Genomic DNA, 20,765 nt, shown 5'->3' with positions numbered 1-20,765 from the left:
TCCGCGAATACAAGGCCCCGAACGCCTGATGTAGGCTAAGGTTCCAACTTCGGCGGATCACGAAATAATTCCGGGTCGCCCACGCAGCTCTGCTCTATTGGCCCGCCGTCAGCACCAGCGTCGTAATAGAGTTGCGCGCCTCAACCCGCTCCAGACACCGACCCGGAATGTTCGGCCACCTCGCGGCAGCGCATTCCCTGTCGGTGACGGCAATGGGTTCGCTGCGCCGTACGTCTGCGGCTTGGGTCGCCGTCGATGCGAAAAGAACCGTCTGCGTTATCAGAGCCGAGAAAACGGCAACCTGGAACAGCACGGCGGCGAAGGCGATCTTCTTGAGCATGCGATGCAACGCGCGGGCAAGCGTCAGGTTCCCGCTGGTCATTTCTTACAGCGAGCCTGCACCGTGCCGGCGCGGCAGAAAGCGAACCGACACGCCTTCAACAAGAAGGAAATAACCTCGTAAAATCATTGATTTATTGGCGATCCCGACAGGATTCGAACCTGTGACCATCGGCTTAGAAGGCCGGTGCTCTATCCAGCTGAGCTACGGGACCGCTGGCCGGCCAAAGGGGCCGGCTGGATATCTGGCGCTGACGCCGTTCAATGCGTCCAGGGCGTCCTGCGGTCATAGCGGAAATTCTCCGCATAGGAAATCTGGCGGCGCTTGGTCTCTTTCGGCTCCTCGACACGGAAGGCAAGCCCTTCCTTTTCGGCGTAGGCCACGGCCTCTTCGCGCGTGTCGAAGGTCAGCCTGATCTGGCTTCTCATGTCTCCCGACGTCGTATAGCCCATCAAGGGGTCGATCTTCTTGCGCATCTCGGGGTCGAATTCCAGCACCCAGTGGCCGGTCTTGGCCTTGCCGGATTGCATCGCGGTTTTAGCTGGGCTGAAAATGCGCGCGGACATGGCCACCTCATGGTTGTGCAAGGCAGCATCGCCGCCCCTTCGTCCGTCATTACTGCGCAATGCGCATGGCGGCAAGGTTTTTGCTCTTGCCATCCAACACCGAAATGAATAGGCAACAGACCGTTCGGAGTGTAGCGCAGGCTGGTAGCGCATCTGGTTTGGGACCAGAGGGTCGGGAGTTCGAATCTCTCCACTCCGACCATCCTCTTCATAGCTGGTGCGATTCAGGCGCCCTTGCCCCACCAGAGCCTGAACCGCGGCCGCCGCCTTTGTCGTGCCCTTGATCGGGCGATACGCGCTCCGGCCTTCATGCGACGATACGCGCGCCGGTCCAGCCCTGCTGAATGAGCGCCCCCACTCCGCCCGACTTCAAGCCCGGAGCGCGCATTCTATGTCGGTCGTGGATAGATCGGGTCCGAGAGCAGTTGAAGGCAAGCTCGCCGGGCGAGAACCCCAAACTCAATCCCGGCGAGCCTACAACCTGATTTGGAACGCAATCAGGACCGGGGTCAGCCGGCAAGCTGGTGCAGCAAGATGGATGCCAGCTGTTCTTTCCCAAAATGGGACATGCCCTGTTGCCGGTCGCCCTAGGATTACTAAATCTCGAACGCGCCCTGCCCCTCATCCATCGCGCTGACCGTTTCGGCGGCGAGCGCCCGCGTGATCGGCATCTTGCGCTCGAGCGCGGTGCGGTCCAGCCGCTCCACCACACGCATGGCTGTCGCCAGCGAGCGCTCGATGCGCCGCACCAGATATTGCACGACATGCGGTTCGACCTCGACCTGGCGGTCGGCGAACAGCTTGGTGATGACGCCGGCCAGCAGCAGGTCGTCGGGCTCATGGATCTCGACCGTCGCCGCCGCTTTCAGCCGCGAGGCCAGATCTGGCAGCGACACGCCCCAGGCCGAGGGAAAACGCCGTGCGGTCAACAGCAGCGTCGAGCCGGCGCCGCGCACCGCATTGATCAGATGGAACAGGCCTTGTTCGTCGACCGCGCCGGCATCGACATCGTCGATCAGCGCCGGCCGGGCGCCGAGACTGGCGATGCAATCGCCGATGAGCCGGGCGTCGACCGCGACCGCGGTGGCGCGCGCACGCCAGATGGCGGCCAGATGCGACTTGCCGGAGCCGGCGGGACCTGCCAGCACCACCACAGGCGAGGGCCAGTCCGGCCAGCGGTCGACCAGTGCCGCCGCCTGGTTGTTGGTGCCGGAGACGACGAGTTCGTCGCGCGAATAGCCTGTGCCGTGGCCGAGATCGAGCGGCAGCTGGCGCGGCGGATCGGTTCGCTGGGCGGTCACTTCGAGCGACGTGGTTGGGTGCGGTGGCCGCCGCCACGATCGGCCGGCAGCGGCGGCGCAGCCTCTGTCGCGTGGCCCTTGTAAAGCGGCGATTCGAGATAGCGGGCGATGGCAAAGCGCACCAGAACGGCGACGGCGGCGGAAGCCGGCACGGCAATCAGCAGACCGACAAAACCGAACAGCGCACCGAAGGCGAACAGAGCGAACATCAGCCACACCGGATGCAGGCCGACGCTTTTGCCGACCAGCCTGGGCTGCAGGATGTTGCCTTCGATGAACTGGCCGATGAAGAAGACCACGGCGACGGCGACGATCATTGTCCAGTCCGGCCAGAACTGCACAAAAGCGACGCCGACCGCCAGAACCAGCCCGGTCAGCGAGCCGACATAGGGAATGAACGAGATCAGCCCGGCGAACAGGCCGATCAGGATGGCGAAGTTCAGCCCGGTCAGCGTCAGACCGGTGGCGTACATGGCGCCGAGCACCAGGCAGAGCGTGCCCTGGCCGCGCACGAAACCGGCGGTCGCGGTGTTGATGTCGCGCGCAATGGCGCGCACGGTCGCTACGTTGTCGCGCGGCACCCAGCTGTCGATGACCGCCACCATGCGGTCCCAGTCGAGCAGCATGTAGAAGGCAACCACCGGCGTCACCACGAACAGGCTGACCACCGAGACCAGCGCCACGCCCGAACTCCAGATCGAGGTGAAGACCGTGGTGAGCAGGCCGAAACCCGAGGTCAGCAGCGAATTCAGCCCATCACGCAAGCCATTGGCGTTGACGCCGAATTTCTGCTCCAGCCATTTCGGATCGAAGGAGGTGATCAGGCTCTGCAGCCGGGTCAGGTATTCCGGCAGTTTGCCGGCGAAATCGGCCATCTGCGTCGCCAAGACCGGAATGAGGATAACAAAGGCCAGCACCAGCACGATGAGGAAGGTGATCAGGATGACCACCGTCGCCATGAAACGCGACAGGCCAAGCCGCTGCAGCCGGTCGGCGACCGGATCGAGGAAGTAGGCAAGCACCATGCCGGCGACGAAGGGCAGCAGGATGGCGCTGAATACATAGAGGAACAACGCAAGTCCGGCGATGCCGGCCACCCAGAAGGCGATCTGCCGGCGGAACGCGGAGGCCGCGACAAGATCGGCGGCTGCGGCCTCGATCACCGCCGCTTCTTTATCAGATGTCCGGATTGGAGCCTTCGCCATAGCCGCTCATATGCCTCAGCCAAGCCACGAGATAGGCTGCGGCCGAAGCCACGGTCAAGACCCCGGACAGCAATATGAGGGCTGGCCGCAGAGGGTCGAGGTGCAGGGCAAAGGCGAGCTCGCCCAGCACGACCGCCGCCAGCACGATCTGGATGGCGGTATTGGCTTTCGACACCAGGAACGGCTTTATCTCGACCGGGTGCGCCATCACGGTGGACAACAGGACCGCGCAGATGATCAGCGCATCGCGCGACACCATGGTGACGACCAGCCACAGCGGCAATTGCCCGATGAAGCCCATGACGACGAACACCGAAACCAGAAGCAGCTTGTCGGCCATCGGATCCAGATAGGCGCCGAGTTCGGACTGCTGGTTGAAGCGGCGGGCGATGAAGCCGTCGATGCCATCCGAGACGCCGGCGATGACGAGGCCGGCAAAGGCCCAGTCCCAACGGGCCTGCAGCATGGCCAGCACCACGGCAGGCACCAGGAGAAGGCGCAGGATGGTGATCAGATTGGGGATGGTCAACTCATTGTCCCGCCATGCGCTGTTTGGAGATAGATGAAGGAGATGGAGAGCCGCCACAAGGACAGTTCGTTCCAGGCGCGAGCGCCAATCCTATGCCATTCTATCCACGCTTTTGTCAGGTCAAATGGCGCTCGGCTCCGCCGTTATCCTTGCGGACCGAAACCGTTCATGCGAAGAGCCCGCAAACGAGCAGGAAAATTGCGATGAGCAAGCGCGACACAAGCCAGCCCAAAACGGGCCAGGCCAAAACGAGCAAGCGCAGGAACGGGCTCACCTATGCCGAGGCCGGCGTCGATATCGATGCCGGCAATCTCATGGTCGAGAAGATCAAGCCGCTGGTGCGTGCCACGCGCCGGCCGGGTGCGGATGGCGAGATCGGCGGTTTCGGCGGGTTGTTCGACCTCAAGGCGGCCGGCTTTACCGATCCTGTGCTGGTCGCCGCCAATGATGGTGTAGGAACCAAGCTCAAGATCGCCATCGATGCCGGCAAGCACGACACGATCGGCATCGACCTCGTCGCCATGTGCGTCAACGACATCGTCGTGCAGGGCGCCGAACCGCTGTTCTTCCTCGACTATTTCGCCACCGGCAAGCTCGATCCCGACCAGGGAGCGGCGATCGTCGGCGGCATCGCCGAGGGCTGCCGGCAGGCCGGCTGCGCGCTGATCGGCGGCGAGACGGCGGAAATGCCCGGCATGTATCACGGCAAGGACTATGATCTCGCCGGCTTTGCCGTGGGCGCGGCCGAACGCGGCCAGCTTTTGCCCACCGACGACATCGTCGAAGGCGATGTGCTTTTGGGCCTCGCTTCCTCGGGCTTGCATTCGAACGGTTTTTCGCTGGTGCGCCGCATCGTCGCCGCCAGTGGCCTGGCATGGAGCGATCCGGCGCCGTTCAACGACGAGGCGACGCTTGCCGAGGCGTTGCTCGAACCGACCCGCATCTACGTCAAGTCCATCCTCAAGGCGATCCGCAACACGCATGGCATCAAGGCGCTGGCGCACATCACCGGCGGCGGTTTCCCGGAAAACATTCCGCGCGTGCTGCCCAAGGATTTTTCGGCCGAACTCGACCTGGAAGCCATAGACGTGCCGGCGGTGTTCTCGTGGCTGGCCAAGACCGGCGGCGTGGCGCCGGAAGAGATGATGCGCACCTTCAATTGCGGCGTCGGCATGATCCTGGCGGTCGCCTCCGGCCAGGCGGCGCAGGTCGCCGCCGTGCTGCAGGAAGCCGGCGAGACGGTGACGCCGATCGGCCGCATCGTGCCGCGCCGCGATGCCGGCGTCATCTATCGGGGCTCGATCGGCCTATGAGCACGCAGAGAAAACGCACTGTCGTCCTGATCTCGGGGCGCGGCTCCAACATGACCGCGCTGATCGCCGCGGCCAGCGACCCGGCCTTCCCGGCCGAGATCGTCGGCGTGATTTCAGACAAGGCCGACGCCACAGGCCTCGGTATCGCCAAGGCACGCGGCATCGCCACGCAGGTCATTGCCCGCGCCAACCATGGCAGCAAGCAGGCGCATGATGCGGCGATCGACGCCGCACTCACCGCCTTCAATGCCGACATCGTGGCCCTGGCCGGTTACATGCGCATTCTCTCCTCCGGCTTCGTCCAGAAATGGCAGGGCCGGATGATCAACATCCACCCTGCCCTGCTGCCGGCATTCAAGGGCCTCGACACCCATGCGCGCGCTCTGGCCGCCGGCCTGCGCATCCATGGCTGCACCGTGCATTTCGTCACGTCGGAGATGGACGACGGGCCGATCATCGCCCAGGCGGCCGTGCCGGTGATGGTCGGCGACAATGCCGATACGCTGGCTGCCCGGGTGCTGAAGGCCGAGCACCGGCTCTACCCGCTGGCTCTGGGCCTGGTCGCCGAAGGCAAGGCGCGCATGGAGGCCGGGCGCACGGTGCTCGCCCACTTTGCCGATGATGCCGACAACGGCACCTCGGTGGTGATGGCGCCCGATCCGCTGCGCGAGGAAGCCGATCTGGAACATCTGGCGCGGATTACGCCCTGAGCCGAGGCCAATGGACGTTTTCGACAGTGCGATCCGCATTAAAGGCGACCTGGCCGACGTTTTCGAATATGACGAGGCCGGAGACCCGCAAAACGCCACAGCATATTTTTACCTCTGTGAAATGCAGGGCAGAACCGTCGGGCCAATCATCGGCACAATACACATTCGATCCGGAGCCTGGCCGATCGCCGAAACCGACATCGTCGCTAAGTGGGACAACGGTGAACGGCGTGTCGGCCTATTCATCCATGGCCAGTTGGCGGCGGCCTTCGATGTCGAGGCCGGCACGCGGCACGGCGGTGGATATGGCAAGGACTTTCATGCCGACATTCCCTGGTCGGACGCAAATTGATGAAACAGCTTCTTCTCCTGCGCCATGCCAAATCGAGCTGGGACGACCCTGCTCTCGACGATGTCGACCGGCCGCTGGCCGAACGCGGATTGAAGGCGGCCAAATTGGTGGGGCGGGAGCTTGCGGCGCGCGACTGGCTGCCCGATCTTGTGCTGGTGTCGTCGGCTCTGCGCACCCGTGATACATGGCGGCTGGTCGCCGCGGAACTGCCGGCACATCCCCGGGTCGTGTTTGCCGAAGCGCTCTACGAGGCTTCGGCGGCGGATATTCTGAGCCAGATTCGTAAAGTCGACCCATCAAGCCGCTGCCTGGTGGTGGTTGGCCACAATCCGGGCCTGGAGGATCTGGCGAAACAGCTTGCCGGATCCGGCTCGGAGACCAAAGCCCATAAGAGGCTCGAGGAAAAGTTCCCCACGGCAGCCATCGCGCGCCTTGTCTTCGACAGCGACTGGTCTGGCCTTTCGGCGGCACGACTGACGCATTGCCTGCGCCCGAAGGATCTGAGCTAGCAGTCCTGCCAGGCATGCGGCGGGCAAGCCCGCCGCGCCCGAGACCTCAGTTGCCCCAGATACCCTGGCCGGGTTCCGGCCAGTCGGTGGTGGTCTTCATCCTGGTATCGGCTGCCTTGCGCCCGGCCATATCCGTGTCCTTTACCGCGCCGGTGGCGGCGTGATCCACCCCGGCGATCGAGGCAACCGGCTGGTTGGCATTGTCGGAGCCATAATGGTCACTGCCGGCAAGGGCGCCGCCGGTCGCAAGGAGGATGGCGGTATGGCGATAGCGATCTTGTTCATTTCAATCTCCTGTCTCATCCGTTGGGCGGCGTCTTGGGAGGACGGCTCCGCAGGAATAAGACCCGAGGCCGTCTGGTTTTATTCCCGGAGGCGGAGCTTTTCCGCCGGTTGCAAAGACCCGGCTGCTTGAAACCGATGCCTGCCCTGCTGCGCAAAACAAGAGCGGCGGGCCAGGCCCACCGCTCTTTGTCAATCTTCCGGGGATTGGAGGAATTAACGGCCCCAGATGCCCTGGCCCGACTGAGCCGGCACGTTGGCATTGGCGTCGCCCTGTGTCTTCAAAGACTTCACGATCGAACCGGTATAGGTGGTGTCGATGTTCGAGGACGACTGGCTGGCAACCGGCTGGTTGACGTTGTTGGAACCATAGTTGCCGGAGCCATAATGGTCGCTGCCAGCGAAAGCGGCGCCCGTGGCGGCGAGGATGGCGGCGGCGGTAAGAGCGATCTTGGTCATTTTCTTTACTCCAATATTTATCTGTCCTGTCCGTCTGGTGGCGTGCCCTTGGGAGGAATTTCGCGTCGCTCGGACCACCCCGAAGTAGGGAATGCCTTTTGGATTACCAGTCGCGTCGGCTTTGCAGAATTTCCTTATATTATAGACAATGCATATTGCATGCGCAGCAATTTCAACGCAATTTATGCAATCATTTCAGTTTATTAAGTTCAGCCCTTCCGACAAGATCGGAGCGCTTTTGGAGGCGATTGTTCACTGTTTGCGACACAATCTGTCAACCCGAACCGAACCGTTCGGTTCGATTTGAAGCGAGAATAGGCTGATCGAAACCTGCAAAGGCCTGCTGCTACCCTCGCCGAGCCCGCATTTGTCTTGCGTTGAGATCGATACTGTCGCTCATTCAAGAGAGATCAGGGGTGCCGCGGCCCATCAGGCCGAGGCGATCCGCTGGAAGGCGGCGGCAAATGGATCCGGACTGTCATAGATATGCGACTGCTGCTTGTTGAGGACAACCGCGAACTGGCCGACTGGCTGGGCAAGACCCTGCGCCAGGCGAATTATGTGGTCGACATCGTCCATGAGGGCGAGGATGTCGAGCACGCGCTGGCGGCGGGCGACCATGCGCTCGTCATCCTGGACCTGGCGCTGCCGCGTATGGGCGGCCTGGAGGTGCTGCGCATGCTGCGGGCGCGCGGCAACCGGGTGCCGGTGATCGTGCTGACCGCCAATGCCAGCCTCGACGGCAGAGTCAAGGGCCTCAACGAAGGCGCCGACGACTATCTGGCCAAGCCGTTCCAGATCGAGGAGCTCGAGGCCCGCATTCGGGCGCAGCTGCGCCGCGCCAACGACCGCACCGCGCCTGTCGTTGCCTGCGGCGATCTCGTCTTCGACACCAACACAAGGCTGTTTTCGCTGGCCGGTGAACCGCTGGCGCTCACACCTCGCGAACATGCGGTGCTGGAGCAATTGATGGTGAAAGCCGGGCGCACGGTGAGCAAGGCGGCACTTTCGGCGGCGATCTATGATTTCGAGACCGATGCCGACCCCAGCGCCATCGAGATCTATGTGCATCGCGTGCGCAAGAAGCTCGAAGGGTCGCGGGTCCAGATCGCCACCTTGCGTGGCCTCGGCTATCTTCTGCGGCATGAAGATCAATAGCCTCCGCCTGCAGCTGTTGGCATGGGTGGTGCTGCCACTGGCCGGACTCGCCACCATCAATCTGTGGACCAGCCATGGCAGCGCGCTGGCCACAGCTAACCTGGTCACCGACCGAATGCTGCTCGGCTCGGCGCGGACCATCGCCGAGCAGGTCGCCATGACCGATGGCGTCCTCGATGCCACGATACCGCCGGCAGCGATTGAGATGTTCGATACGGGCGACCGCGACAGCGTCTACTACCATGTCAAGACTGCCAGAGGGCGGCTGCTGACCGGCTATCCCAATCTGCCGGAGGCATTGACGCCGTCCAGCACCGAGGCAAGCTATCGCGACCACCGGCTGCGGCTGCTTACCTTCAGCCAGGGTGTGGTCGGCGCCGGCGAGGATTCGCCGATATCGGTTACCGTCGGCGTCACCCTTGCCGGACATGACGCGATGGTGCGGCGACTCTGGTTTGGCGCCTTTGCCCAGCAGTTGGCGCTGGTGGCGATCGCCGGCCTCTTCGTGCTCCTTGGCCTGCATCGGGGCCTGGCGCCGCTCATCAGGCTGCGCGACGCGGTGCGTTCGCCGAACCGCAGCGACCTCGACCCGGTCGAAGTGCCGGGCGCCCAGAGCGAAATCCGCCCGCTGATCGAAGCGCTCAACGCCTATATGGCACGCGTGCGGGCTCAGATGGCGTCGCAACGCCGCTTCGTCGCCAATGCCGCGCACCAGTTGCGCACGCCGCTGGCGCTGCTGTCGACGCAGGCGAGCTACGCGCTGCGAGAAACCGTCCCCGATGCCCGCCACGAGGCGCTGGTGGCCCTGCAGGCAAGCTCCGGCCGCCTGGCACGGCTTGCCGAACAACTGCTGACCTTGTCGAGAGCCGAGCCGGGCAGCCGACGGCCGCGCGCCGACCGTGTCGACCTGACCGAAGCGGCTCGCCAGGTTCTGGAAACCCATGCGCCGATCGCCGTCAGCCGCAACGTCGATCTCGGCCTCGAGGAGGCCGGCCCCGCACCGGTCATCGGCGACGGCACCATGCTGCGCGAAATGATCGTCAACCTCGTCGACAATGCGCTGCGCTACTCCTCCTCAGGTGGCAGCGTCACTGTGAGGCTGGCGGCCGTCGATGGCGAAGCCATGCTGACGGTCACCGACGACGGGCCTGGCATTCCAGTGGAAGAGCGGGATCACGTGTTCGAGCGCTTCTACCGCATCGCCGGCTCGACCGAGGAAGGCAGCGGGCTGGGGCTCGCCATCGTGCGGGAGGTCGTCGAAAACGCCGGCGGCCGCGTCACCCTGCGGGATGGCGCGGCCGGCGGTCTGGTGGTTGACGTGAGGTTGCCGCTGGCAAGCAGCTAGCCCATGTCGCGGCTCACTGCGTCTCATGCAGCGGCTGGGGGCGCCATTTCGCCAGGCGATCCTCGACCATGGTCATCAGATATTCGGCGCCGAGCGCCACCACCATGACGATGACGATAGCGGCATACATGCCGGCGGCGTCGAAGGATCCCTTGGCGATATTGATCAGCAGGCCGATGCCATAGCGCGAGCCGACGAATTCGCCGACGATCGCACCGATGATGGCAAAGCCGAAGCTGACATGCAGGCTGGCGAAGATCCAGCTCATCGCCGAAGGGACGATCACCGAGCGCGTCAACTGCCAGTTGGAGGCCCCGAGGATACGGGCATTGGCAATCATTGCCCTGTCGGCCTCCCGCACGCCCTGGAATGCATTGTGGAAGACAACAAAGAAAACCATGACGAAGGCAAGCGCCACTTTCGAAGCGAGGCCGAGGCCGAGGATCATGATGAAGATCGGTGCCAGAACCACGCGGGGAATGGAATTGATCACCTTGATGTAGATGGAGAAAATGTCTGCGGCCATCCGGTTGCGACCGAGCGCGACACCGATGATGATGCCAGCTACCGAACCGGTCACGAAGCCAATGACCGACTCCTCCATGGTAACATAGAGATGATACCACAGCGGCCCCTCGGACGTTCCTTCCGTCGTCCATTCATAGAGCCGCTGCGCGATCGCGCTCGGCATCGCGTAGAAGAACGGATCGATCCACGCCAGGCGCGCGGCAATCTCCCACAGGCCGAGAAAGGCGACCAGGATGGCGACCCGCCAGAATATGACGGCGCGGCGGCGGCGCTGCGATGCTTTTGCCGCGGCCGCTTCGATTTCCGCGTCGGAAGTGCCAGGCTTGAAAGCGCCTGCTCTGATGTCGATTGCGGCATCGGTCATGGCTTTCCTCCTCAGGCTGCCGCGCGTGCATAGCTGGTCTCGACCTCTTCCTTGAGGTCGGCCCAGATGGTGCGCGAGTAATCGATGAAGCTTTGTTCGTAACGGATGTCGGCGACGACGCGCGGGCGCGGCAGGTCGATCGTGTAGACCGACTTCACGGTGGCCGGTCCGGCGGTCAGGACATAGACCTTGTCGGCCAAGGCAATCGCCTCTTCCAGGTCATGGGTTACGAAGACCACGGAAGCCTTGGCTTCGGACCAAAGGCGCAGCAGTTCCTCATGCATCAGCACCCGAGTCTGCACGTCAAGCGCTGAAAACGGCTCGTCCATGAGCAGGATCTCCGGACCGTTTATGAAAGTCTGCGCCAACGCCACACGCTTGCGCATACCGCCTGAAAGCTGGTGCGGATAATGCTGCTCGAAACGCGACAGCCCGACGCGCGCCAGCCAGTCGCGCGCCGCGGCCGTGGCTTCGGACTTGGCCTTGCCGCGAAAGAGAGGACCAGCCATCACGTTGTCGATCACGGTTCGCCACGGAAACAGGGCATCGCTTTGGAAAACAAAGCCGATGCGCGGGTCTATGCCCCTGACCGGTGCGCCCATGACACGAACCTCGCCGGCACTTGGGCTTGCCAGCCCTGTGACAAGATTGAGTGTGGTGGATTTTCCGCAGCCGGTCGGGCCGACAACGGCGACGAATTCGCCGCGCTGTACGGTCATGGTGAAGTCGCGCAGTGCCGTCAGCGATTTGCCGGTGGGTGAAAGGAAACGCCGACTGACGTTGATCAGCTCGATCGCCGGTGCATTTTTTTCAATAGCCATGGTGGAACTCCTGGATAAGAGCAGACGCCCGCCGTCGGCCCCAAGGTCGCCGGAGGTGAAAAACTGAGGGTACCGGCGCGATGTCGGTCATCGCGCCGGTACTGTCTGCTACTTGGCGTTCTTGACGAATTCCGAGGTGTAGGTCTTGGCAAGGTCGATCTGCTTGCCCTGCAGTTCCTTCTTGAAGGCTGAAAGAACCGTCAGCACTGTCTCAGGTCCACCCTCGGGCATGATCCCGTCGGGGGTGAACATCGCCTTGCCGGCATCGAGGGCCTTCACATAGCCTTCCTTGTCGCCGACATAATAGTCCTTCGGCATCTTGTCGGCGATCTCGGCGCCGCTATGCGAACTGATGAACTTCTGCGTCTTGACGAAAGCGTTGGCCAGCTTCTGCACGATGTCCTTGTGCGCTTCGACCCAATCTGTCTGCATATAGAGGGAGGCGGCCGGGTAGGTGCCGCCGAGAGCAGCCTTGGTACCTTCCATCGTACGCATGTCGATGAGAATGGACGCTTCGCCGGTCTTCAGCAGCCGCGTGATCGTCGGCTCGGTCGTCATGCCCGCCTGGATCTTGTCCTGCTGCATGGCGGCAATGAAGGTGTTGCCGGCGCCGACCGGAACCGAGGTGAATTCGCCGAGCTTCAAACCGTTCTTGACGGCAAGATATTCCGTAAGAAAATTCGTCGATGAGCCTAGACCGGTCACGCCCAGGCTCATGCCCTTGAAGTCGGCGGGCGACTTGATCTCGGGATGCTTGGTCGAAACGAGCTCGACCTCGCCCGGCGCCTGGCTGAACTGGACGACGGATTCGACGAATTTGCCCTTGGCCTGCAGATCGATGCAGTGATCATAAAAGCCGACAACTCCTTGCACGGCACCGGCAAGCATCTCGTTTTCGGCGTCGACCCCGGCCGGCTCATTCAGCAACTCGACGTCGAGACCCTCGTCCTTGAAGTAACCGAGTGCTTCGGTCAGTTTGGCTGGCAGGTAAATCTGCTTCTCGTAGCCGCCGACCATGATGGAAACTTTGTCGGCGGCGTGTACGGACGGCGCTGACAAGGCCATGGTGGCGACGAGTGCGGTTGTGGCGGCTGAATCGAGCAGAATTCGCGCGAGCGACATGGCCTCTTCCCTTTGTTCGTTTCCCGCGCCCCTCTCTCTCCCATCGCTTTTGCGCGACAATATGGGGGCGCCGGACAAGAGTTATGGCACCAACCTTTCATCCAGCTTTCAGGGTAAAGCCGAAAATGACGGCAAGGCTTGCGGATCAGCAAGCCGCGGCGGACAATAGCGGCGGCGTGAAAATGCACGCCGTGCCAAGTTCAGCGATTAAATCCCAGCACGTCATGCATATCGTATTCGCCGGGCTTGCGTCCCGGCAGCCAAAGTGCCGCGGCGATGGCGCCACGAGCGAACATGATGCGGTCCCCGGCAGCGTGCGACACGGTAACAAGCTCGCCTTCGGCACAGAAGCTGACGCTGTGTTCGCCGACGATGCTGCCGCCGCGAACCACCGCAAAACCGATCTCTCCGGCCGGCCGCGCGCCGGTGACGCCATCGCGGACGCGCCTTGCGACCGCGTCCAGTTCGACGCCGCGTCCACCGGCGACGGCTTGTCCCAGCATCAGCGCGGTGCCCGACGGCGCATCGATCTTGTGGCGATGATGCGCCTCGAAGATCTCGGCGTCCCAATCTTCGGGGGCGAGCGCTCCCGCCGCCCGCTCGACCAACCCGACCAGCATGTTGAGCCCGAGCGAAAAACTGCCGGAGCGGACGATGGGAACCGCTTTCGCGGCATCGGCTATATCAGCCAGTTCGGCGGCATCGAAACCGGTCGAGCCGATCACCAAAGCGGGGCCGCCCCGGTTTGCGCAAACCCTCGCCAGATCGGCGGAGGCCGCCGGCGTGGTGAAATCGATCACCACATCGGCCGCGGCGAGCGCCTCGTCGCGGCTCACCAGCCGGTCGCCGACACTGCCCGGGCGATGGAAGCGGGCGGCAAGCGCCAGCCGCGGATCGGCCAGAACGGCCTCGGCCATCTGCCGCCCCATGCGGCCCAGCGCCCCGGCGATGGCGATCCTGATCGACGGCTGCGCCATGGTTTCAGCTATTTCCACATGCCGCGCATGCGCGCGCCGATATCGACGCGCACGTCCGGCCGGGGCGCCCTGCCCTGTGCCGCCTGTGCGCCCGGCCACGACATCTGCTGGAACGCGGCGAGAATCGAGGCCGGGATAAAGCGCGTGCGCGAGGCATAGAGATGGCGATCGCCGCGCGCGGCCTGGCCATGGGGAAAGAAGCGCTGCGGCATGACGAGGTTGAGGCTGTCCTTGGCCCGCGTCATCGCCACATAGAGCAGCCGGCGCTCCTCCTCGATATCCTCCTTGGTGCCGACGCCGAGATCGGCCGGGATGCAGCCATCGACAGTGTTGAGCACGAAGACGTTCTTCCACTCCTGGCCCTTGGCCGAATGGATGGTCGAAAGGATCAGATAGTCCTCGTCGCGATGCGGCGGTCCAGCCTGGTCGCTGGTCGCATCCGGCGGATCGAGCGTGAGTTCGGTCAGGAAGCGCTCGCGCGAGGCGTAGCCCGAGCCGATCTGCTCGAGCTGCAACAGGTCGGCGCGGCGTGTGATGGCATCCTCATGGATGCGTTCCAGATGTGGCTCGTACCAGAGCCTGACCTGTTCGAGATCGGCTGGCCATTTGGCGCCGGCCCGCAGGCCGGAATAGAGCGAGACGAAACCGGGCCAGTCGTCGGCCGCGCGCTGCGGCGGCCGCCATCCGGCCAAGCCCATCGCTTCATCCAGCGCTGTCGTCATCGTCTCGACGATCTGCGCGGCAGCCGAAGGGCCAATGCCCGGCATCAGTTGCAGAACGCGAAAGCCGGCGACGCGGTCACGCGGGTTTTCGGCAAAGCGCAGCACCGCCAGCACATCCTTGACATGGGCGGAATCGAGGAATTTCAGGCCGCCGAACTTGACGAAGGGAATGTTGCGCCGCGTCAGCTCGATTTCCAGCGGCCCGCTGTGGTGCGAGGCGCGAAACAGCACCGCCTGCGATTTCAGCGCCGTACCGGCCTCGCGCTCGGCGAGGATGGTATCGCAGACGAAGTTGGCCTGCTCGACCTCGTCGCGGACGCTCACCAGCCTTGGCTTGTCGGTGGATTTGCGCTCCGACCAAAGGTTCTTGGTGAAGCGCTCCGAGGCCTCGCCTATCACCGCATTGGCGGCGGCCAGAATGGTTTCCGTCGAGCGGTAGTTGCGCTCCAGCATCACCACATCGGCGGCCTGCCCGAACTGTGTTGGAAAATCGAGGATGTTGCGTACCTCGGCGGCGCGGAACGAATAGATCGACTGCGCATCGTCGCCGACCACCGTCAGCCCGGCGCCGTCGGGTTTCAGTGCCATCAGGATCGAAGCCTGCAGGCGGTTGGTGTCCTGGTATTCGTCGACCAGAACATGGTCGAAACGCCCGCCCAGATGCGCCGCTATGTCCGGCTCGGCCGCCATCTGCGCCCAGTAGAGCAGCAGATCGTCATAGTCGAGCACGTTCTGCGCCTGCTTGGCCTCGACATAGCCGGCGAACAGGTGCTTCAACTGCTCGGCCCAGCCGGCGCACCAGGGGAAGGCCGACCCCAGCACTTCGCCGAGCGGAGCCTGCGCGTTGACGGCGCGCGAGTAGATGGCAAGGCAGGTGCCCTTGGTCGGAAAGCGCGCTTCCGTTTTCGAGAAGCCGAGTTCGTGGCGCACCAGATTCATCAGGTCGGCGGAATCCTCGCGATCATGGATGGTGAAGGCCGGGTCGAGGCCGATCTCCAGCGCATAGTCGCGCAACAGCCGGGCGCCGATGCCGTGAAAAGTGCCGGCCCAGGTCAGCGCATCGGTGATCACCGCGGCGTCGCGGCCGAGCACCTCGCCGGCAATACGTTCGACACGTTTCGCCATTTCGGATGCGGCGCGCCGCGAAAAGGTCATCAGCAAGATACGGCGCGGGTCGGCACCCCTGACGATGAGATGAGCGACGCGATGCGCCAGCGTGTTGGTCTTGCCCGAGCCGGCGCCGGCAATGACCAGCAACGGCCCGGCGATCTTGCCGTCACCATGCTCGACGGCCTGGCGCTGGGCATCGTTCAGCCGCGCGAGATAGGCGGGCTGGGCAGTCGATTCCACAAAGGTCGAATCATGAGCGGCGAGGTTCATCGCCCATCAAGCATCGTTTCCGCTTTGTTCGCAACATAGAAGCTTTGCGACGGCCCCTTGGTCTTGGCGCAACTCTCAAGGGAAAGCGCTACGCTTTTCCAGGGAAAACCGCTTCACACTTTTCCTGGAATTGCTCTACCGCCGGGGATCGACACCCATGGCCGCCGATTGGCGGCGCAGAGCTTCGCGGTCACTTCTCGGCGCGGGCAGCAACAGGGGATCGATGTCGCCGGGCACGTCATCGATCATCTTGCGCGCGAGGCGGTAAGCGAGAAAGGCAAAAGTACCTGCCAGAAGCAAACGGATCATGCCGCGGTCTCCTCTGATGAGGGTCAACCGGAAACATGACGGTTTGTTCCATCGCGCCAAGTTCGCAACCAAACCGATGGCGGGTCGTTGAAAGCAAGGAGGCGATAGCGATGAAGAAGCTAGGATTAGCCCTTGTCCTGGTCGCTTTGGCTGTCTCGGCCTGCGACAACAAATTGCCACCGACCAAGGCTCCTGGTGCCGAACAAAGCTCCTATGCCAGCAATCCTGTCATGAACACGGAGAGTGTTGGGCAACTGAGATGATCCCGGTGCACTGAGGACCCGTCGAAACCTCATTGCATTGCCGCGATGCATTCTTCGAGCCGCTCGAGGCGGAACTTGGCATTGCGCAATTCGTGCCCGGCGTCCTGTTGCAACTGACGGCCTCGGGCCGGGAATGCCATTGTAAGGTTTCTTTCGAGTTCGGCGATGCGCGCACGCACCTGCCGCGCCTCATCCTGACGCAACGCCCTTATCCAGTTCCGCCCGCGCATTGGCCTTCCCGCAACAGCCAAGGACCAGCGTATTCCATGCCAGAAAGACGCTAACGCCCTGCAAGTGCGAATATTCTAAATTTAATGAATGCTTAATTTACCAGGCGGTCGGCGCGGGAAGAAGGCCGGCGCCGCTTGGGAGGAGAAGGCGCCGGCCAAGCGGATAAATCAGGTCCGCCGCACCACACAGCCTAGCTGAGTCTTGCCGCTGCGTCATGTGGGATCGCGGATTTCGGCCTTTTCCAGGCGTTTTCCACCGGCAAAGGCGTGCCGAAGGGGGTCCGCGGCCGGTCAAATTCCGAGCCGTTGCCTGGCGATGGCGGCATGGAAGCTGGCGCCGAAGACCAGCCCGTCATCATTGAAGTCATAGCTGGAATTGTGGAGCGGCGCCGAGGCCTCGCCATTGCCGAGGAACACGAAGCAGCCCGGCACGTGATCGAGGAATCGGGCAAAATCCTCCGACGCAGTCATCGGCTCGCGGGCAACCGCGACATTGCCGGGATCGAAGATTTTCTTGGCGGCGGCGAAGGCCGCCTCGACCAGTTCGGCATCATTGTGCAAAGGCACGAATTCTCTGGTGTAATTGACCTCGGCGGCAATGTTGTAGGCGGCCGCGGTGCCCTCGGCGATGGTGCGCATCTGGCGTTCGATCGCCGCGCTGACCTCGGGGCGAAAACTGCGCGTATCGCCGAGGATGCGGGCAAGACCAGGCAGCGCATTGCGGGTGCCATCGGTGATCAGTTCGGTCACCGAAACCACCGCTATGTCGGCCGGGCTCAGGCGGCGCGAAACGATGGTCTGCAGATTGGTGACCAGCGCACAGGCGGCGACCAGCGTTTCGTTGCCCGAATGCGGCCGCGCCGCGTGGCCGCCGAACCCCCTGAGCACGATCTCGAAATTATCCTCTGCCGACATGACAGGGCCGGCACGGGTCTCGAAATGCCCGACGGGAAGGCCAGGCATGTTGTGCAGGCCAAAGATCTCGTCGAAGGGAAAGCGCTGCATCAGGCCGTCGTCGAGCATGGCCAGCGCGCCCCTGCCCCACTCCTCGGCCGGCTGGAAGATGAAGCGCACGGTGCCGTCGAAACCACCCTCACCCGCCAGCAGCTTTGCCGCGCCAAGCAGCATGGCGGTGTGGCCGTCATGGCCGCAGGCGTGCATGACGCCGGGATTGCCGGAGCGGTAGGGCGCGCTCGATTGCTCCGATATGCGCAGCGCATCCATGTCGGCGCGCAACGCAATGGCACGGTTGCCGGTGCCGCGCTTCAAAGTGCCGACGACGCCGGTGCCGCCGACACCCTCGGCGACATCGTCCAGGCCGAATTCCCGCAGCTTGGCCGCGACGAAGGCCGCAGTGCGTTTCTCCTCGAAGCCGAATTCGGGGTGCGCGTGCAGGTCGCGCCGCCAATTGATCATCTCTCGCTTCAGCGTTTCCGGATCGAGTTCAGCCATTTTGTTCAGCCCTTGAGCGCGGCGAGTTCAGCGACGACATCAAGCAGGATGTTGGCACCGGCAACAAGCTCGGCATCCTCGGTGTATTCATGCGGGCTGTGGCTGATGCCTCCGGCGCTCGGCACGAAGATCATCGCCGCCGGCGCCATGCGCGCGATCATCTGCGCGTCATGGCCGGCACCCGAGGTCATTCGCCGCGAGGCAAGCCCGCGCTTCCTGGCGGCAGCCTCGATCAATTCGACGACCTGCCCGTCGAAGACAACCGGCTCGAAGCGGGCCAGCCGCTCGACCGACACGGTGATGCCCTCGGCGGCGAGCTGTTCGAGAAAGGCGGCCAGCGACGCCTCCTGTGCTTGCAGGCGCTGCTCGTCGGGATCGCGCAGGTCGACGGTGAAGACGGCGCGCGATGGGATGACGTTGATGGCATTCGGCTCGAATCGCATCGTGCCGACGGTGGCAACGGTCGGCGCGTTGGAGGCCGCTGCAAGGTCATGCAGGAAGGTGACCACGCGTGCCGCGGCATATCCGGCGTCGCAGCGCATCGACATCGGCGTGGTGCCGGCATGGTTGGCGACGCCATCGAGGGTGATGCGCTGCCAGGAGATGCCTTGCAGGGTCTCCACCGCGCCGATCGGAATGCCTTCGCGCTCCAGGAGCGGCCCCTGTTCAATGTGCAGTTCGACATAGAGGTGCGGCTTGAGAAAGCCGGGTTCGCGTTCCCCCGCATAGCCGATACGGGCGAGTTCCTGCCCGAGCGTGCTGCCGTCGGTGCCGACAGCGGCGAGCGCCGCCTCGACATCGACGCCGCCGGCATGGACCAGCGAGCCCATCATGTCGGGGGAGAAGCGCACGCCCTCCTCATTGGTGAAGGCCGCGACGGCGAGCGGGCGCGCCGGCGGGAAACCCGACGCCTTCAGCGTCTCGATCACCTCCAGCCCGGCAAGCACGCCGTAGCAGCCATCATAGATGCCGGCGTCGATGACTGTATCGATGTGCGAGCCGATGAGCAGCGGCGCTTCGCCCGCATTGCCGGCACTTTGCCAGATGCCGAAAATGTTGCCGATGCGGTCGATAGCGACATCGAGCCCGGCCTGCCGCAGCCAGCCGAGGAAGAGGTCGCGGCCCTGTCTGTCGGTGTCGGAGGCCGCGAGCCGGGTCAGCCTGCCCTCGCCGTCGCGGCCAACGGCGCCGAGTTCGCGGATACGGCCAACCAGGCGCTGAGCATCGACAGCAATCATGCTGTTGCCTCGGCAGCGAGCTTGCCGGCCAGCACCTCGGCCGGGCTCAAGCCGACCAGTTCGGCATAGCGATGCGGGTCGGTGGCGCCTTCGGTGTTGACCACCAGCACGCGGGATTTGCCGTCGAGGCCTAGATCGGCCCTGTTTTCGGCCATCGCCCGGACCAGTCCGGCAAGACCGACGCCGCCGCTCTCGCCGGCGACGATCACCGGATCGCTGCCGGCAGGCCGGGCCAGCCGCCGCATCACCGCGACGGCGTCGTCTTCGTCCACGGTCATGAAGGCATCGGCGACGCGCGCCAGCACGCGCCAGGCGACCTGAGAGGCCTCATAGCATTCAAGCATGGCCATGACCGTTGGCTGGTCGTGCGCCACCTTGACCACATGCCCTGCCCGGGCAGCCGCGACAACGCAGGCCGCGCGCGCCGGCTCGACGACGGTGAAGGTGGGCCTGGCGTCGCCGAGCACGATGGCGAGATGGCCGGCCACCGCCGCGGCAATGCCGCCAACGCCGGCCTGGACGAAGACATGGGTTGGCGGTTCGCTGAGTTGGCGCAGCGCTTCGCGCACGATCGCCGTATAGCCCTGCATGACCAGGCCGGGGATGCGCTCATAACCGGGCCACGACGTATCCGACACCACCCTCCAGCCCTTCTCGGCCGCGACCTGCGCCGCTTGCCTGACCGAATCGTCATAATTGCCATCGACGCGAACCATCTCGGCGCCGTAGCGGGCTATGGCAGCAATGCGCCCGTCGCTGACGCCGGCATGGACAAAGATCACGGCCCTAGCGCCAGCAAGCTCGGCGCCTTGCGCGACCGAGCGGCCGTGATTGCCGTCGGTGGCGCAGGCAAATGTCATCTTCGCGGCGACCGAGCGAACATCGGCACGATCGAGATCCTCGATATCGACGGGGCGGCCAAGGCGCTTGCCGGCCTCTTCCAGCACCAGGCGGAAAACAGCATAGGCGCCGCCCAGCGCCTTGAAGCTGCCCAGGCCGAGACGAAAGCCCTCATCCTTGACATGCAGCTCAGCGAGGCCAAGTTCGCCCGCCAGCGTCGGCAGCGCGTGCAGCGGCGTCATCGCGTGATTGTCACGATGGGCGAGAAAGCGCTCGACCGTGTCCGCGCCCGCGATCCCGAGGGTTTCGGCATCGGTCGCATCAAGCGGCTCACCGTGCAAGGCATTGCGATTGGGCAGGAACACTGGGCGCCTCCTTGGCAGTTAGCGACAACATATTGCAGGACAGGCGCAAAGAGCGCTGTAATTAGGCCTGCGAAATGCAAGTTTG

Annotated in this window: 22 protein-coding genes, 2 tRNA genes and 1 pseudogene; 7 read left to right on the top strand and 18 right to left on the bottom strand. The window is 63.8% G+C overall.

Annotated elements, in window-relative coordinates:
* Positions 1–94 precede the first annotated feature (94 nt).
* From CK228_RS14815 to CK228_RS14805, 3 genes are all read right to left on the bottom strand, one after another.
* Positions 95–382 carry a hypothetical protein gene (locus CK228_RS14815; RefSeq protein WP_095788319.1) on the bottom strand — a complete coding sequence of 96 codons (288 nt, stop codon included), beginning with the start codon at positions 380–382 and terminating at the stop codon, positions 95–97.
* A gap of 95 nt (positions 383–477) precedes the next feature.
* Positions 478–554 (bottom strand) — tRNA-Arg (locus CK228_RS14810).
* Positions 555–600: 46 nt separating this feature from the next.
* A complete protein-coding gene (locus CK228_RS14805; protein WP_015318428.1) occupies positions 601–906 on the bottom strand; it encodes an ETC complex I subunit in 306 nt (101 codons plus the stop codon).
* Positions 907–1,031: 125 nt separating this feature from the next.
* On the opposite strand from CK228_RS14805, the gene CK228_RS14800 reads away from it, so the two are divergent.
* Positions 1,032–1,108 (top strand) — tRNA-Pro (locus CK228_RS14800).
* Between the two features lie 394 nt (positions 1,109–1,502).
* Here the strand turns inward: CK228_RS14800 and hdaA are convergent.
* Genes hdaA through CK228_RS14785 form a run of 3 tightly spaced genes read right to left on the bottom strand, consistent with a single transcriptional unit; the run spans position 1,503 to position 3,941 of the window.
* Complete coding sequence (hdaA, locus tag CK228_RS14795) at positions 1,503–2,207, bottom strand: DnaA regulatory inactivator HdaA (protein ID WP_095788318.1); 705 nt, start codon at positions 2,205–2,207, stop codon at positions 1,503–1,505.
* Entirely contained in the window at positions 2,204–3,412 is a 1,209-nt protein-coding gene (locus CK228_RS14790) for an AI-2E family transporter (RefSeq protein WP_095788317.1), read from the bottom strand. The genes hdaA and CK228_RS14790 overlap by 4 nt, the downstream gene beginning before the upstream one ends.
* Positions 3,384–3,941, bottom strand: a complete 558-nt coding sequence (locus CK228_RS14785; protein WP_095770622.1) for a CDP-alcohol phosphatidyltransferase family protein — start codon at positions 3,939–3,941, stop codon at positions 3,384–3,386. Before CK228_RS14785 ends, CK228_RS14790 begins: the two co-directional genes overlap by 29 nt.
* Positions 3,942–4,144: 203 nt before the next feature.
* On the opposite strand from CK228_RS14785, the gene purM reads away from it, so the two are divergent.
* From purM to CK228_RS14765, 4 genes are read left to right on the top strand one after another with little or no spacing between them, the layout of a single operon-like run.
* The gene (purM, locus tag CK228_RS14780) at positions 4,145–5,254 is read left to right on the top strand and encodes a phosphoribosylformylglycinamidine cyclo-ligase (RefSeq protein WP_095770623.1); all 1,110 of its coding nucleotides are present in this window, start codon (positions 4,145–4,147) and stop codon (positions 5,252–5,254) included.
* On the top strand, positions 5,251–5,964 hold the full coding sequence (gene purN, locus CK228_RS14775; RefSeq protein WP_095770624.1) for a phosphoribosylglycinamide formyltransferase: 714 nt from the start codon (positions 5,251–5,253) through the stop codon (positions 5,962–5,964). Before purM ends, purN begins: the two co-directional genes overlap by 4 nt.
* A 10-nt stretch (positions 5,965–5,974) precedes the next feature.
* The gene (locus CK228_RS14770) at positions 5,975–6,316 is read left to right on the top strand and encodes a hypothetical protein (protein WP_095770625.1); all 342 of its coding nucleotides are present in this window, start codon (positions 5,975–5,977) and stop codon (positions 6,314–6,316) included.
* Positions 6,316–6,825 (top strand): histidine phosphatase family protein, encoded by a 510-nt coding sequence (locus tag CK228_RS14765; protein ID WP_095788316.1) that lies wholly within the window; start codon positions 6,316–6,318, stop codon positions 6,823–6,825. The genes CK228_RS14770 and CK228_RS14765 overlap by 1 nt, the downstream gene beginning before the upstream one ends.
* A gap of 46 nt (positions 6,826–6,871) precedes the next feature.
* Here CK228_RS14765 and CK228_RS14760 read toward each other — a convergent pair.
* Positions 6,872–7,110 (bottom strand): annotated as a pseudogene (locus CK228_RS14760) (DUF680 domain-containing protein).
* A 213-nt stretch (positions 7,111–7,323) separates the two neighbouring features.
* The gene (locus CK228_RS14755; protein ID WP_095788315.1) at positions 7,324–7,566 is read right to left on the bottom strand and encodes a DUF680 domain-containing protein; all 243 of its coding nucleotides are present in this window, start codon (positions 7,564–7,566) and stop codon (positions 7,324–7,326) included.
* Positions 7,567–8,052: 486 nt separating this feature from the next.
* Here CK228_RS14755 and CK228_RS14750 point away from each other — a divergent pair, with 486 nt between their 5' ends.
* Positions 8,053–8,724, top strand: coding sequence for a response regulator (locus tag CK228_RS14750; protein WP_095770629.1), 672 nt, complete (start codon positions 8,053–8,055; stop codon positions 8,722–8,724).
* Positions 8,711–10,069 carry a sensor histidine kinase gene (locus CK228_RS14745; protein WP_095788314.1) on the top strand — a complete coding sequence of 453 codons (1,359 nt, stop codon included), beginning with the start codon at positions 8,711–8,713 and terminating at the stop codon, positions 10,067–10,069. Before CK228_RS14750 ends, CK228_RS14745 begins: the two co-directional genes overlap by 14 nt.
* 13 nt (positions 10,070–10,082) lie before the next feature.
* Here the strand turns inward: CK228_RS14745 and CK228_RS14740 are convergent, their stop codons facing one another.
* From CK228_RS14740 to CK228_RS14695, 10 genes are all read right to left on the bottom strand, one after another.
* Positions 10,083–10,961, bottom strand: a complete 879-nt coding sequence (locus CK228_RS14740) for an ABC transporter permease (RefSeq protein WP_095788313.1) — start codon at positions 10,959–10,961, stop codon at positions 10,083–10,085.
* A gap of 11 nt (positions 10,962–10,972) precedes the next feature.
* Positions 10,973–11,782: an ABC transporter ATP-binding protein gene (locus CK228_RS14735; RefSeq protein WP_095788312.1), complete on the bottom strand. Its 810-nt coding sequence runs from the start codon at positions 11,780–11,782 to the stop codon at positions 10,973–10,975.
* Between the two features lie 108 nt (positions 11,783–11,890).
* Positions 11,891–12,904, bottom strand: coding sequence for an ABC transporter substrate-binding protein (locus CK228_RS14730; RefSeq protein ID WP_095788311.1), 1,014 nt, complete (start codon positions 12,902–12,904; stop codon positions 11,891–11,893).
* A 200-nt stretch (positions 12,905–13,104) separates the two neighbouring features.
* Positions 13,105–13,881, bottom strand: a complete 777-nt coding sequence (gene dapB, locus CK228_RS14725) for a 4-hydroxy-tetrahydrodipicolinate reductase (RefSeq protein WP_095788310.1) — start codon at positions 13,879–13,881, stop codon at positions 13,105–13,107.
* An 8-nt stretch (positions 13,882–13,889) separates the two neighbouring features.
* A complete protein-coding gene (locus CK228_RS14720) occupies positions 13,890–15,983 on the bottom strand; it encodes an ATP-dependent helicase (protein WP_095788309.1) in 2,094 nt (697 codons plus the stop codon).
* 135 nt (positions 15,984–16,118) lie between these two features.
* Positions 16,119–16,292, bottom strand: coding sequence for a hypothetical protein (locus tag CK228_RS35305; protein WP_095788308.1), 174 nt, complete (start codon positions 16,290–16,292; stop codon positions 16,119–16,121).
* 292 nt (positions 16,293–16,584) lie between these two features.
* Positions 16,585–16,758, bottom strand: a complete 174-nt coding sequence (locus CK228_RS14710) for a hypothetical protein (RefSeq protein ID WP_245437719.1) — start codon at positions 16,756–16,758, stop codon at positions 16,585–16,587.
* A 318-nt stretch (positions 16,759–17,076) separates the two neighbouring features.
* Positions 17,077–18,237: a M20 aminoacylase family protein gene (locus CK228_RS14705; protein ID WP_095770637.1), complete on the bottom strand. Its 1,161-nt coding sequence runs from the start codon at positions 18,235–18,237 to the stop codon at positions 17,077–17,079.
* A gap of 5 nt (positions 18,238–18,242) precedes the next feature.
* Positions 18,243–19,475, bottom strand: coding sequence for a Zn-dependent hydrolase (locus CK228_RS14700; RefSeq protein ID WP_095770638.1), 1,233 nt, complete (start codon positions 19,473–19,475; stop codon positions 18,243–18,245).
* The gene (locus tag CK228_RS14695; protein ID WP_095788307.1) at positions 19,472–20,680 is read right to left on the bottom strand and encodes a diaminopropionate ammonia-lyase; all 1,209 of its coding nucleotides are present in this window, start codon (positions 20,678–20,680) and stop codon (positions 19,472–19,474) included. The genes CK228_RS14700 and CK228_RS14695 overlap by 4 nt, the downstream gene beginning before the upstream one ends.
* Positions 20,681–20,765 lie beyond the last annotated feature (85 nt).

It is taken from the genome of Mesorhizobium sp. WSM4312, assembly GCF_002294875.1.
Taxonomy (GTDB): Bacteria; Pseudomonadota; Alphaproteobacteria; order Rhizobiales; family Rhizobiaceae; genus Mesorhizobium.
The sequence above is the reverse complement of the archived record's forward strand: the minus strand, read 5'-3'. Positions and strand labels throughout refer to the sequence as shown.

What these genes read in the sequence shown, in the direction of transcription:
- CK228_RS14815 (WP_095788319.1), bottom strand. Translation starts at nt 382, where the DNA reads ATGACCAGCGGGAACCTGACGCTTGCCCGCGCGTTGCATCGCATGCTC.
- CK228_RS14805 (WP_015318428.1), bottom strand. Translation starts at nt 906, where the DNA reads ATGTCCGCGCGCATTTTCAGCCCAGCTAAAACCGCGATGCAATCCGGC.
- CK228_RS14790 (WP_095788317.1), bottom strand. Translation starts at nt 3,412, where the DNA reads ATGGCGAAGGCTCCAATCCGGACATCTGATAAAGAAGCGGCGGTGATC.
- purM (WP_095770623.1), top strand. Translation starts at nt 4,145, where the DNA reads ATGAGCAAGCGCGACACAAGCCAGCCCAAAACGGGCCAGGCCAAAACG.
- purN (WP_095770624.1), top strand. Translation starts at nt 5,251, where the DNA reads ATGAGCACGCAGAGAAAACGCACTGTCGTCCTGATCTCGGGGCGCGGC.
- CK228_RS14770 (WP_095770625.1), top strand. Translation starts at nt 5,975, where the DNA reads ATGGACGTTTTCGACAGTGCGATCCGCATTAAAGGCGACCTGGCCGAC.
- CK228_RS14765 (WP_095788316.1), top strand. Translation starts at nt 6,316, where the DNA reads ATGAAACAGCTTCTTCTCCTGCGCCATGCCAAATCGAGCTGGGACGAC.
- CK228_RS14755 (WP_095788315.1), bottom strand. Translation starts at nt 7,566, where the DNA reads ATGACCAAGATCGCTCTTACCGCCGCCGCCATCCTCGCCGCCACGGGC.
- CK228_RS14750 (WP_095770629.1), top strand. Translation starts at nt 8,053, where the DNA reads ATGCGACTGCTGCTTGTTGAGGACAACCGCGAACTGGCCGACTGGCTG.
- CK228_RS14745 (WP_095788314.1), top strand. Translation starts at nt 8,711, where the DNA reads ATGAAGATCAATAGCCTCCGCCTGCAGCTGTTGGCATGGGTGGTGCTG.
- CK228_RS14740 (WP_095788313.1), bottom strand. Translation starts at nt 10,961, where the DNA reads ATGACCGATGCCGCAATCGACATCAGAGCAGGCGCTTTCAAGCCTGGC.
- CK228_RS14735 (WP_095788312.1), bottom strand. Translation starts at nt 11,782, where the DNA reads ATGGCTATTGAAAAAAATGCACCGGCGATCGAGCTGATCAACGTCAGT.
- CK228_RS14730 (WP_095788311.1), bottom strand. Translation starts at nt 12,904, where the DNA reads ATGTCGCTCGCGCGAATTCTGCTCGATTCAGCCGCCACAACCGCACTC.
- dapB (WP_095788310.1), bottom strand. Translation starts at nt 13,881, where the DNA reads ATGGCGCAGCCGTCGATCAGGATCGCCATCGCCGGGGCGCTGGGCCGC.
- CK228_RS14720 (WP_095788309.1), bottom strand. Translation starts at nt 15,983, where the DNA reads ATGAACCTCGCCGCTCATGATTCGACCTTTGTGGAATCGACTGCCCAG.
- CK228_RS35305 (WP_095788308.1), bottom strand. Translation starts at nt 16,292, where the DNA reads ATGATCCGTTTGCTTCTGGCAGGTACTTTTGCCTTTCTCGCTTACCGC.
- CK228_RS14705 (WP_095770637.1), bottom strand. Translation starts at nt 18,237, where the DNA reads ATGGCTGAACTCGATCCGGAAACGCTGAAGCGAGAGATGATCAATTGG.
- CK228_RS14700 (WP_095770638.1), bottom strand. Translation starts at nt 19,475, where the DNA reads ATGATTGCTGTCGATGCTCAGCGCCTGGTTGGCCGTATCCGCGAACTC.